This is a genomic window from Shewanella sp. W3-18-1, from assembly GCF_000015185.1.
GTDB classification, from domain to species: domain Bacteria; phylum Pseudomonadota; class Gammaproteobacteria; order Enterobacterales; family Shewanellaceae; genus Shewanella; species Shewanella putrefaciens.
Genome location: NC_008750.1, coordinates 1,067,943 through 1,079,952 on the forward strand (window position 1 = coordinate 1,067,943; position 12,010 = coordinate 1,079,952).

The 12,010-nt window shown below is 44.0% G+C and carries 10 protein-coding genes; 8 read left to right on the forward strand and 2 right to left on the reverse strand.

Translation table 11 applies throughout. The features are described 5' to 3' along the window. The first annotated feature begins 81 nt into the window (after positions 1-81). From fkpA to SPUTW3181_RS04860, 7 genes are all read left to right on the forward strand, one after another. Positions 82-852 carry an FKBP-type peptidyl-prolyl cis-trans isomerase gene (fkpA, locus tag SPUTW3181_RS04830; protein WP_011788315.1) on the forward strand — a complete coding sequence of 257 codons (771 nt, stop codon included), beginning with the start codon at positions 82-84 and terminating at the stop codon, positions 850-852. A 478-nt stretch (positions 853-1,330) separates the two neighbouring features. Continuing rightward, positions 1,331-3,961, forward strand: coding sequence for an extracellular exonuclease ExeM (gene exeM / locus SPUTW3181_RS04835; RefSeq protein ID WP_011788316.1), 2,631 nt, complete (start codon positions 1,331-1,333; stop codon positions 3,959-3,961). A 226-nt stretch (positions 3,962-4,187) separates the two neighbouring features. Next, on the forward strand, positions 4,188-4,625 hold the full coding sequence (locus SPUTW3181_RS04840) for a PaaI family thioesterase (RefSeq protein ID WP_011788317.1): 438 nt from the start codon (positions 4,188-4,190) through the stop codon (positions 4,623-4,625). A 115-nt stretch (positions 4,626-4,740) separates the two neighbouring features. Next, positions 4,741-4,968, forward strand: a complete 228-nt coding sequence (locus SPUTW3181_RS04845) for a YgjV family protein (protein WP_011788318.1) — start codon at positions 4,741-4,743, stop codon at positions 4,966-4,968. A gap of 233 nt (positions 4,969-5,201) precedes the next feature. Then, positions 5,202-6,197, forward strand: coding sequence for a dienelactone hydrolase family protein (locus tag SPUTW3181_RS04850; protein ID WP_011788319.1), 996 nt, complete (start codon positions 5,202-5,204; stop codon positions 6,195-6,197). A 179-nt stretch (positions 6,198-6,376) separates the two neighbouring features. After that, on the forward strand, positions 6,377-7,120 hold the full coding sequence (locus SPUTW3181_RS04855; RefSeq protein ID WP_227498142.1) for a type II CAAX prenyl endopeptidase Rce1 family protein: 744 nt from the start codon (positions 6,377-6,379) through the stop codon (positions 7,118-7,120). A gap of 33 nt (positions 7,121-7,153) precedes the next feature. Beyond that, on the forward strand, positions 7,154-7,537 hold the full coding sequence (locus SPUTW3181_RS04860; protein WP_011788321.1) for an MAPEG family protein: 384 nt from the start codon (positions 7,154-7,156) through the stop codon (positions 7,535-7,537). Between the two features lie 9 nt (positions 7,538-7,546). On the opposite strand, the gene SPUTW3181_RS04865 is transcribed toward SPUTW3181_RS04860, so the two are convergent. Next, positions 7,547-9,010, reverse strand: a complete 1,464-nt coding sequence (locus tag SPUTW3181_RS04865) for a PLP-dependent aminotransferase family protein (RefSeq protein ID WP_011788322.1) — start codon at positions 9,008-9,010, stop codon at positions 7,547-7,549. A 117-nt stretch (positions 9,011-9,127) separates the two neighbouring features. On the opposite strand from SPUTW3181_RS04865, the gene SPUTW3181_RS04870 reads away from it, so the two are divergent. Further along, entirely contained in the window at positions 9,128-9,586 is a 459-nt protein-coding gene (locus SPUTW3181_RS04870) for a GNAT family N-acetyltransferase (RefSeq protein WP_011788323.1), read from the forward strand. Between the two features lie 278 nt (positions 9,587-9,864). On the opposite strand, the gene SPUTW3181_RS04875 is transcribed toward SPUTW3181_RS04870, so the two are convergent. Continuing rightward, on the reverse strand, positions 9,865-11,919 hold the full coding sequence (locus tag SPUTW3181_RS04875; protein WP_011788324.1) for a toxin-antitoxin system YwqK family antitoxin: 2,055 nt from the start codon (positions 11,917-11,919) through the stop codon (positions 9,865-9,867). Positions 11,920-12,010: the final 91 nt, after the last annotated feature.

Sequence of the window (12,010 nt, forward strand, 5' to 3'; positions counted from 1 at the left end):
AGTTGGTATAACCAAGATAACTAGTATAAAGTTATCGCGCTTAGGTTATTGTAACCGCTTGAGGATGCTGAGGAAGCTTTAATGAAATCGATTTATAAATTATCGTTAGTTGCATTGGCTGTGATTGGCCTATCTGCTTGTAATAAAGAAGAAAAAGCAACAGACGTAGGCACAAATGTTGAATTAACGACAGAAGCTCAAAAAGAAGCTTACAGTGTAGGCGCTTCCATCGGTCGTTACATGTCAGGCCATATTAAAGAGCAAGAAGAATTAGGCCTACCCGTTGATCGCTCTCTGATCGTCACTGGTTTTACGAATGGTTTGAACGACCAACTCAAGCTAACAGAAGAAGAGATGCAAACCCTTCTGCAAGGTTTGGATAAAAAGTTGAATGATAAACGTCAGGAACAAGCGATAGCGATTTCTGCGAAAAATATCGAAGAGGGTAAAAAGTACCTTGAAGAAAACAAGGCTAAGCCCGGAGTTGTTACCACTGAATCAGGCTTACAATACGAAGTCTTGACGCCGGGTTCAGGTGAAAAACCGGCTGCTGAAGATACCGTTGAAGTGGACTATGTAGGTACACTGCTCGACGGTAAAGAGTTTGATAGCTCATACAAGCGTGGCCAAACGATTAAGTTCCCACTGGATCGCGTTATTCCCGGTTGGACTGAAGGGCTTCAATTAATGCCTGTTGGTGCTAAGTATAAGTTTGTTATCCCTGCTGAGTTAGCTTACGGTGAGCGTGATAATGGCACTATTCCACCCAATTCAACGCTCATTTTTGAAGTTGAACTGAAATCAATTGAGAAAGCGCAAGCAGCACCTGCTGCTGAGCCCGCTAAGAAGTAATAGATTACATCTCTTAGTGTTTTAATAAGTGCTCTTATTGTGCACATGAAAAATACCGCTCCTCACTGAGCGGTATTTTTTTATCCTATTGACTTTAATAAAGTCATCAGCTTTTTTAGCTTTAATTAAAGTATTCGTATTTTAAGGAGATACGTTCTTTATATTTTATTGAGTATGGCGTTCTGGAAGTTTTCATTGAAATATAATATTTACCTGTTGGTGATAATTTAGTCATTTAACAATCTAAATTGAGTCTATATGTATTGCTCTTACTGATTGTTTTTATTTGGCTAATACTTTTGATTTATTAGCTTGTTCCATCTAATGAACAATGTCATGTGTATAATTGCATATTCATCAATATGTTACATTGGCAATGTGCGATCTCGCCCCCTTTTTTTACGCCGTCAACTCTGAAATAATCCGCCAGCACGTTAATAGAAGTTAGCGGCAATATTATAATAATGGGGTTGATAATATGGATAATGTTAATAAATTAACGGCTATTTCTTTAGCTGTTGCAGCCGCTTTGCCTATGATGGCAAGTGCTGAAGTGATGATTACAGAGTATGTAGAAGGTAGCTCTAATAATAAGGCGATTGAAATTTATAACAGCGGTGATACTGCGATTGATTTGGCAGGTTATAAACTGGTTCGTTATAAAGATGGTGCAACTGATGCAACCGATATGGTGGCCTTAGATGGTCAAACCATTGCGGCAAAATCGACAAAAGTTATTTTAAATACTAGCGGTACTATTACTGTTGCTCAAGGCGTTGATAGCTTCTCTGGTAGTTTAAGCTTTAATGGTGGTGATGCGGTTGCTTTAATGAAAGATGGCGCCGTTGTCGATATTATTGGCGATGTGCCAACGCCAACGGGGTGGGGGCTTGATGTTACACTACAACGTAAACTCGATGCCCTCGTTGCCAATACCGTATTTAATGCCGCGCAATGGGAACTCTTACCCAAAGATACTTTTACCGGTTTAGGATCCTTAGAAAAACCCGCAGAACCTGAAGCTCCGGTGTTTAGCTGCAGTGGCGCTAAAATTGTGCCTATTTATCAAGTACAAGGCGCGGGTGAGTCGAGTCCACTTGTGCCTGCTGGGGCATTTGAATCTGAAACTGAAGTGACAGTACGTGGTGTTGTTACTGCCCGTGGTGAAAGTTTATTTAAAGGTTTCTATCTTCAAGAAATTAAAGGCGATAACTCACCCTATACCTCTGATGGTGTATTTGTCTTCCTCGGCGAAGCGGCACCAGAAGCAATCCAACCAGGGGTTGAAGTCTGTGTGCAAGGTAAGGTTAAAGAGTATTTTGGCTTAACCCAAATCGATATCAAAGCGGATAAAAAATTTGAGGTTGGTGCTAAGGTCGGTATCCCTGCTGCGGCACCTTTCTATGTTGCCGATGGTGAAACACTGGCTCAAGCCTTAGAGCGTTACGAAGGCATGAATGTGGTTTTAGATGCGGGTAGCGATCTTAAGATCAGCCGTACCTTCAGCTTTGACTATGCGAGTAGCCGTAACAATATGTTAGTTTCATATAAAGCACCTTTAATGAAACCAACACAGCTATATCCAGCACTTTCCCCTGAAGCAATAGCACTGGCGAAATCAAACCTCGACAATCAGCTTTTTATCGAGTCGGATTATAAACCCGCTAATGGCGTGATCCCATATTTCCCTGATTTTAACGTGGAAACAGGTTATATCCGTGTAGGCGATCAACTGACTAATTTGCAAGGTGTCATTGGCTATAGCTATGGGGCTTATCGATTAGTTGCCACTAACACCATTACCGCAGGTGATTTTATCCGTGGTGACGATAGAACTGACGCACCAAGTGTGGCAACAAAAGGGGATATCCGCGTAGCCAGTTTCAACGTCTTAAACTTCTTTAATGATGTTGTGGGTGGTGATACAAATCCTTCAGGCAGTAACCGTGGCGCGCTAACTGAAGAAGAAATGCTGTTACAACGTACAAAAATCGTGAGTGCAATTACTGCCATGAATGCCGATATCGTCGGGTTAATGGAAATTGCTAATAACGGTTTTGGTGAGAAGAGCGCACTTAAAAACTTAGTCGACGCACTGAACGAGAAGCAAACAGCGGATAATGCTTATAGTTTTATCGAATTGGCTGATGCTGATAAGTACGATGGTAAGTATTTTGGTAGCGATGCCATTACTGTGGGTATGCTTTATCGTGCGGGTAAAGTCACTCTAGAAGGGGCTGCTCGCGTTATCGAGACACCAGAGCAACATGCAACGGCTGGTAGCGTGACTCGCACTAAAGCGGATAAGACTGAGACAAACCCAGGTAACGATGCTTATCAACGCCACAGCTTAGCGCAAACCTTTAAGATCCATAATGAACCATTAACTGTGGTGGTGAATCATCTAAAATCAAAAGGTTCGGGCTGTTTAGAAGATTGGGTTAATTTTGAAGAATCTGTCGATCCTGCCGATCAACAGGGGAAATGTAACGCTTTCCGTGTTTCTGCGGCCAAAGTATTAGGTGAAGCGTTAAAAGATGTGAAAGGCGATTTACTGGTTATCGGCGATATGAATGCTTACGGTATGGAAGATCCTATCCGTGTGCTGACCGATTTTGATGCCAGTAAATCAGAGCGTGACATAGTCACAGCTTCATGGACCACTCTGGGTGGTAAGGTGTATGAGCGTCAAGGGAGTAAGATTGATAAGGGCTATGGTCTTATCAACTTAAATACCCAAGCCCACGGCGTGGCGACTTACTCTTATAGTTACAATGGTGAATTAGGTAATTTAGACCACGCCTTAGCCAATACAAGCCTCGCTAAACGCTTAGTGGATATTGAAGATTGGCATATTAACTCAGTTGAATCTAACCTGTTTGAATACGGTAAGAAATATTCAGGTAATTTAGCTAAATCTGAAAATGCCTTTTCAGCATCGGATCATGATCCTGTGATTATCGCCTTAAGCTATCCAGCGCCAGTTGTGCCTCCAACGCCGGAACCAGAACCCGCGCCTCAGCCTAAGCATGATGGTGGCGCGCTAGGTTACTTAGCTTTGGCTTTAGTATCGTTATTCGGATTACAACGCCGTCGCCGTTCAGTTTAGGCGATAATGAGCAAGTATAATCAGTGAGTTAAACTCAAACAAAGGGATGGATAACCATCCCTTTTTTATGTGCTTCTGAATGCTTTCGTGTTGGAGGGTTATAACTGCAAGGTTCACTCAAGGTTTTTTCCTTACGTTTTTTTGCGTATGTGGTATTTGTTAATCAGTTGAACTTCATTCACTTCACAGTAAACTAGCTACTGGTTTTTTTCACTAGGATGTTGAAATGAGTATTTGGTTTAGACCTATCACCTTAGAAGATTGCACTCGTTTAGATGCTGGCATGGGGGGGAAAGGCACCTTGATGCAAACCCTAGAGATTGAGATAAGTGAAATCGGTGATGACTACTTAAAGGCAACGATGCCTGCAACACCCGCAGTCCATAATCCATTAGGGATAGTGCACGGTGGCGCAAATGTGGCACTTGCTGAAACGGTTGCCAGCTATGCGGCTAATTTTGCAGTGGATTTTGAGCAATATTATTGTGTGGGGCAAGAGATTAACGCTAACCATCTTAGGGCTTCTCGTAATGGATTGTTAACCGCTACCGCTAAGCCAATTCATTTAGGAAAACGTAGCTCTGTCTGGGAAATTTTAATTCACAACAGTGCAGGTGAGTTAACTTGTATCTCTCGTATGACGGCGGCGGTGGTAAAACGCTAAGAGTGCTTCTTTAATCCTGTTAAACACGTGTGTTTATATGCCTAATTCTTGCGAGCAAGCTATGATGTAAGGACACTTATTCAAGGATATAACTGCAGCGAGATTAGGAGTTTCTATGGAGAGCGCCACAATTTGGGAATGGGTAGGTTATCTAGCATCGGTTGTGGTTGCTATCTCATTGATGATGTCGAATATCAAAAAGCTGCGCTGGTGGAATCTTATTGGCGCGGCATTATTTGTCGCTTATGGGGTGGCAATTGATGCCTACCCCGTTGCTCTAGTTAACTTTTTTATTGTTTTAATTGATATTTATTATCTCGTTAAGCTTTACCGTGAGGTTTAACGCTATTGTCTTGCCTTTTATGCTGCTTAGGCAGTGTTTTGAAATACTCGAGAGCTAAACCTCCTCATCCCATAAATTTTGCGATAGCAGTTTATGGTGCTTACTGGCTAACAGCCCTTATCTCGATACGCTTGCCTTCGTTGTGTTTAATCCTTTACTCTTTATTAACACTAAGAACCACAAGCTAGGTAAGATCAATACCTGCGGTTAGCTTGTTTAATGGAGTTTTATCTATGACACAGCGACCAACGCAGCCTCACCCCACCGCTAGCCAATCTAGTGCGATTACAACTAATCCACAACAACCTATTCCACAAGAAGCCTTCGATTGGTATGACGAATATGCCCACGGTATTATCGATCGTCGTGAGTTTATGGCTCGTCTTGCTGGGCTGGTGGCGCTCGGTTTTACCCTGACAAGCCTTACCAGCGCATTGCTGCCTAACTATGCCTTAGCCGAACAAGTTTCCTTTAATGATCCCAGTATTAAAGCCAGCTATGTAAAATTTCCTTCTCCAAATGGCTATGGTGAGGGGCGCGGTTATTTGGTGGTACCTAGCAGCCTGCTTAAGATTGAAGTGGATGGTAAACCTGCTGAAACATTGATTTACGACACCGATAAAAAAGCCCCTGTGGTACTTGTGGTGCATGAAAATCGTGGTCTTAATCCTTATATTGAAGATGTTGCCCGCCGTTTAGCGGCGCAAGGCTATATTGCTTTCGCTCCCGATGCGCTCTACTCCCTCGGTGGTTACCCGGGCAATGACGATACGGGCCGTGCGATGCAAAGCAATTTGGATCGCGCCAAAATGGAGCAAGATTTTATTGCCGCTGCACTCTTTTTAAAGTCCCACCCCCAAAGTAGTGGCAAACTCGGCGCTGTGGGTTTTTGTTTTGGTGGCTATATCGTCAATATGTTAGCCGCCACCATTCCAGATGATCTTAATGCTGGTGTTTCTTTCTACGGTACGCCCGCCGCACCCGAACTGCGTAGCCGTGTAAAAGGGCCGTTAATGCTGCAGTTTGCTGAGCTTGATCAGCGGATTAATGACACTTGGGCAGAATATGAAGCGCAGCTAAAAGCCAATAAAGCCGATTATGTTGCTTACCTTTACCCCAAGGTGAACCACGGTTTTCATAATGATTCCACCGCAAGGTATGATAAAACGACCGCCGAATTTGCTTGGTCACGCAGTTTAGATTTCTTCTCGAAATATCTAGGTGGTTAACTCAGATGAGTGCACTTAGTGAATGAGTTGCACTCTTCTATCTACGCGTCATCCACGACTTGCCTATTTGCTTAATATTACCGCTCAGGCGACTGGGCTAAGTATTTAACGCCCGCTAACGGAACACAATTTCTGAACCAATGAAGAATGATCAATAACAAAACTAAGGAGAGAATATTTTGGATTTATTGATTTCGATAATGATTAATGTCGCTATTGTCGCTCTAATAGCATTTGTGCTTGAGCGTAAAGGCATAGTTAAAATTAATTTTGTATGGATTATGGTGGCGCTGGCACTGATCTTTCTTTATGGCGTTGCGCTTTTTAATGGTGGGAAATGGATCCCATTGAATGATTATTTTACTGATTTACAATGGAATTGGGGCGGTAAAATTGCAGCAATCCTACTTTGGGTGCTGGCATTATTCGCATTATGTTTAAGTCAGAAACAATTTAAAATTGCCGAGGCAGGTTTTACGTTTAAGCAACATCGCGGCGCCGTTATTCCCTCCCTTGTTGTGATTATGTTTTTTATCGTGCTGCAATTACTCTTGTCTTACACTCTGGGTAATGGCCCAGATTATGATGCTGAAGAACTTTGGTACCAGGCGACAATGCCAGGGCTTGATGAAGAACCTATGTTTCGAGGCGTACTGCTCTATATTGTCTCGTTAGCCATAGTATCGAGTCGAATAAACCTGTTGGGTGCGCAAATAAATGTCGCTGGATTGCTATTAGTGCTGTTATTCGGTCTTATTCATGGTCTTATGTATAACGCTGGCGAATTTCATTTCTCTCTGATGTCGATGTCATTAACTGGCTTTTATGGCTTGATTTTACTGTGGTTAAGGGAAAGAACGGGGAGCTTAGTTTTCCCCATCTTAGCGCATAATCTGGTGAATTTTGCTGGCCAATTTGTATAAAAGCTCAAGCATTATAAAAAAGGAAGCACACCCATGAACACCCTACTTATTTGCTTATTTATCGCTATGTTATTGCCATATCTTGCGAAAGGTCCAGTGGCTTGGGCTATGGCAAAGGCGGGTGGTTACGATAATAATCATCCCCGTGCTCAGCAAGCACAGCTAACCGGTTTTGGCGCTCGCGCTTTAGCGGGACATCAAAATGCCTTTGAATCATTGCTGGTGTTTGGCCTAGCCGTATTAGTGGTTATCGCCACGGGCAAAGTGAATCCCACCACTGAGTGGCTCGCCATCGTCCATGTCGGCGCCCGCTTTGTGTATCACATCCTCTATCTTGCCAACAAAGGCACCTTAAGATCCCTCACATGGTTTGTTGCCATCTTCAGTGCTTTCGGGATTTTCTTTCAGGCTTTTTAAGCTTGGATATTAAAGGATCTGCGCCAGTTTTTTGATACTTTCCCGCAGCTCATCAGGCGTATGAGCGGCATAGCCCAGTAAGATTGCTTGCTTTGGATAGGGCGCTTGGCAATATCGAGACAAAGGCTGTGCACCTAAACTGAGTTGGCGGCATTTATTGATCACTTTTTCTTCGGTCAAATCGCCCTTTAGCCAACAGACCAGATGAATACCTGAGTCTGAGGTTTGAACGGACAATTTGTCAGGCAGATACTGCTCAATTGCCGCGATTAGCGCCGTTTGGCGCGCTAAGCAGGCTTTTCGCACTCGGCGAACATGCCGCGCATAATGTCCTTCGGCGATAAACAGCGCTAATGTTGCTTGCTCTAGGTGAGCCGTGTGCGTATCGGCGTAGTGCTTTGCTAGCTGGAAAGCCTGTACCAGTTTAGAGGGCACTACTAAAAAGCCGAGTCGCAATTCGGGCAGTAGCATCTTGGAAAAGGTGCCTGCATAAATCACCCTTTGGTATTTATCGAGCCCTTGTAATGCCTGTATTGGGCGGGCGCTGTAACGAAACTCACCGTTATAGTCATCCTCTAAAATCCATTTACTCTGCTCAGCGGCCCAATCGAGTAAGGCCAATCGTCGTGGCAGACTTAGCATGCCACCGAGGGGAAATTGGTGTGAGGGCGCGGTAAAAGCCAGTTTCACTGCAGGATACCGCTGTATCGCATCGGCAATATTTGTACCCTCAACATCAACACTCACAGGACGAACTCGCATATTTTGTGAGAGAAATGCGCCTAAAGCGCCATCATATCCAGGTTCATCAAGCCAGACTTCATCTCCCTGTTGGAGGAGGACTTGCGCCGTGAGGTTAATGGCCTGCTGAGTTCCATTGACTATGATGATCTGCTCAGGTGTGCAATTGAGGCCGCGGGTCGAACGCGCATAGTCACTTATCGCCTCACGCAACGGCAAATACCCCGCGCTATGGTTTGATTTACCTAAGGTTTTACGCGATTGCCGCCAAACTCGGCCTAACAGCCGTCCCCAAAGTTGGTGTGGGAAAAGATCGACACATCCGACGCCAATATTAAGCATGCTATGGCTGTGGTCCGTATTTCCCTTCGCTTTCAGTCGCGCCATTTCTATTAACTGTGGATTAATGTCTACATTGGAATCAAAGGCTTGAGCACTTTCTCGGGAGCTGTTGGGAATATCGATCAGTTCATCGGGGATGGTATCTGACACATAAGTGCCCGATCCCGGTTTAGTCAGCAGATAGCCTTCATCAATCAGGCGCTCAAACCCTTGCAGTACTGAGTTACGTGAAATCTGCATGGTTTCCGACAAGGCTCTGCTGGATGGGAGCTTCATTCTAGGATGTAAACGTCCATCAAGAATGGCCTCTCTAAACGCATGATAAAGCTGATCTTTGAGGATGCCATCTTTGAGTTGCAAGTGAGGGAAATTGGATTGAGGTTTTTTCATTTGCTAACTGGTACTGTAGAAAATGCAAAAAGTGTACCTTATGCGGTACCACAATTGAATCTAGAATCTTGCTTCAGTAAAACTGAGACCATTTACTTAATTTCAAGGAGTACACTAATGTCCAGCCAATCACTAACAGTGACCATTGATATGGTTCAAGAAACGGACTATTCACTCTGGTTACCACACTGGCGTGATTACCAGACTTTTTACAAAGTGGCGTTATCAGAAGCGACCACCCAAGCCACGTGGCGCCGATTTTTCGATGACCAAGAACCCATTTATTGCGCCGTCGCAAGAGAGGGCCAAAACTTACTCGGTTTTGTGCACTATGTTTTCCATCGTTCTACTTGGGCCGAAACGGATTATTGTTATCTTGAAGACTTGTTTGTTGCCCCAACGGCAAGGGGGCAACATGTTGGAAAACAATTGATTGAGTATGTAAAGCAAGCGGCCATTGAACACAACTGCGCGCGCCTGTACTGGCATACACAGGAAACAAATTTAACCGCGCAAAAACTCTATAACTGGATTGGTGAAAAACCGGGCGTTATTGAGTACAGAATGCCGCTGTAACTTTCATAAACGTATTAACGGGCTAGCTTATTAATGTATTTATTATCAGTGACTTGATAGTCTAAAATCCTTTCAATCCTAATGCTAAAGGGCTTTTAGCATTAGGATTTTTTCACTATTGGGTTTGGCTGTTAGTGTTGATTGTGGTTAATCGTGGCGATAACCATATCAGTCTATGCACGGGTTTTACTGTGCCGGCTATATACCGCCTATATAAAGCTATACCCGATCTTTTTATTGTGGGTTCTTACAGAAATTTAGGGCCGTCTTTTCCTTGTTTACTTTTCAGTAAATGAATAACTACCATCTGGGTTATAGCGGAGGCTAAAGCCCTTTTTTTCACCATCGTGGTAATACTTCAGGGATTGCAACCGACCATTGTTATCGATTTCATATGTCCAGCCACGTTGCTCATTGTCGCTGTAGTTGGACAGTGAATAACCGCCATCCTTCTTATAGCGGATGCTGATTTGACTGTCTTGCCCCTGTTCATTATTTTGTAACTTTTGGACACGCCCCTCTCCATCGAATTCAAATTCTCTGATGAGATTGCCATGATGGTAGTCAGAAAATTTATATAATTTTCCTTTACTATCATAATAATATTGCTCTCCGTGCTTTAGCGATGGCGTATTTCTATAGGAGGAATTCACTATATCCTTACAGTCATTGCTATAGGGGTTTTCTCGCATAATGCACTCGTCCTGAGAGGGTTTGACTGGCAGGGTTTCGTCATATTCATAATGACTTAACTCCATAAGCCTATGATTGTGGTTAGGATCAAAAATAGCCTGCATGCCATGGTACTCACCTTTGCGATAGTGCCTAATGCCGCTAACGACATCCTGTGCTGAGTACCAAATACTCTGACCATCGAGCAGGCCCTGTTTATAATACTTATTGGCAAAGAGCACATTTTCATCGCTGATTAGTTTTTCTTCACCTTCGCGTAACCCATTGAGATAAGTCACTTCGATCCGTGACTTCTTGTCAGTTTTAAATACCCAAGGGCCAGTGCGCTTGCCATCAAGGTAAGCCCCCTGACCCACATAGTTGCGGTATTCGCCAAGCGAGACTTTATCTACCCAAGGGCCATGTTTAATGCCGTTTTGATAGTGACCTTTATTGCCATTGCTCTCAAGCCATTCACCGTCTTTGACGCCGTTGCGATAAATGCCTTTTTCAGACAATCGCTTATCTCCTGTGTCTGCGCCATATTCGGGCTCATAGATTTCATAGGGGCCATCGAGCACTCCTTGATTGTAATGGGCAAAACCGTAGTTATCTGCCTCATCGAACATGGACTGTGCAATCCATTTACCTTGCTTTTTACCGTCAAGATATTCACCTTCCCAATAGCTTGCTTGGCCGTCAGCCTCCATCCATTTACCGACTTTTTTGCCTTGTTTGTACTGACCATTCAACATGATATTGGCATTACGGTTATCGTAGGCGATATAGGGGCCATCGAGCACACCTTGGGCATAATGACTTTCAAGCGCAAGTCCAGCCCAAGATCCACCGAGATTCATGTAATCATAAGCTGGGCCCGTTTTTGGGATCTCACCCTCACCGCTGTTTAGCCAGTCTACATCATCGGCTTCAAAGGCAACGCTCACCAACACAAAACTGCCCTGTTGTTCGCGAAAATCATTGCGATAAAAGTGAGTCACTAAACTGTATTGATGCTCGCGGCCTTGGGCATCTTTATCTTTGCGGGTGAGGGGATAACGTAACTTATATTCGTCTGCGGTTTTCACATCGGCAGGTAAACCTTTAGCATTGCGATAGCCGATTAAGGTTGGTTTGAGCTTGGTTGAGCCATCGATAATCGCTTTAATGGCGGGATCTTCAATCGCCTCAACATCATAGGTCATGCGATATTGCTGCGGTGGAATTTGGTTTAACACTTTGCGGGTGTCGCTGACGGTAAAAGACGATAACGTCGGGGCGACTTCATCCAGCACCACTTGTAGGCGTGGCAGTTTAGTGAGCTTTGAATCCTCAAAACCATAACCCCGTAAATGCTGACCATCAGCATCTTTAAGCATGACCACGACTTCTTTGTCGCCACCCTTATCAAAGTCATAGTAAAAAACGGCCACAATTTCAGCCGCACCATAATCATCAAGATGTACGCCGGGCGCATCGCCGTCGGACATTTCGCTCCATACTTGATTGTCTTTTTGGTGGAAATTAAGCCATTGGCCATTCGGTAAATCGACAGTGGGATGGACGGCTTTGCCCGCAGCGCTTGCCGCAGGAATAACCATTAAAGAGGATAACAACACCATGCCCGCTGCAGTGAATAAACTGCGAATCGAAAGTTCCATTTAACTACACCTTTTATACCGATAACTTGCGCCTCATGCGCACCAGTAAACGGGCCGAATTTTATGCGAAGACAAGCACTTCAGGAAGTGG

Excerpts from the sequence above, each read along its gene's own strand:
- SPUTW3181_RS04865 (WP_011788322.1), bottom strand. The coding sequence starts at position 9,010 with ATGAAAAAACCTCAATCCAATTTCCCTCACTTGCAACTCAAAGATGGC.
- SPUTW3181_RS04845 (WP_011788318.1), top strand. The coding sequence starts at position 4,741 with ATGGAGAGCGCCACAATTTGGGAATGGGTAGGTTATCTAGCATCGGTT.
- SPUTW3181_RS04860 (WP_011788321.1), top strand. The coding sequence starts at position 7,154 with ATGAACACCCTACTTATTTGCTTATTTATCGCTATGTTATTGCCATAT.
- exeM (WP_011788316.1), top strand. The coding sequence starts at position 1,331 with ATGGATAATGTTAATAAATTAACGGCTATTTCTTTAGCTGTTGCAGCC.
- SPUTW3181_RS04840 (WP_011788317.1), top strand. The coding sequence starts at position 4,188 with ATGAGTATTTGGTTTAGACCTATCACCTTAGAAGATTGCACTCGTTTA.
- SPUTW3181_RS04850 (WP_011788319.1), top strand. The coding sequence starts at position 5,202 with ATGACACAGCGACCAACGCAGCCTCACCCCACCGCTAGCCAATCTAGT.
- fkpA (WP_011788315.1), top strand. The coding sequence starts at position 82 with ATGAAATCGATTTATAAATTATCGTTAGTTGCATTGGCTGTGATTGGC.
- SPUTW3181_RS04875 (WP_011788324.1), bottom strand. The coding sequence starts at position 11,919 with ATGGAACTTTCGATTCGCAGTTTATTCACTGCAGCGGGCATGGTGTTG.
- SPUTW3181_RS04870 (WP_011788323.1), top strand. The coding sequence starts at position 9,128 with ATGTCCAGCCAATCACTAACAGTGACCATTGATATGGTTCAAGAAACG.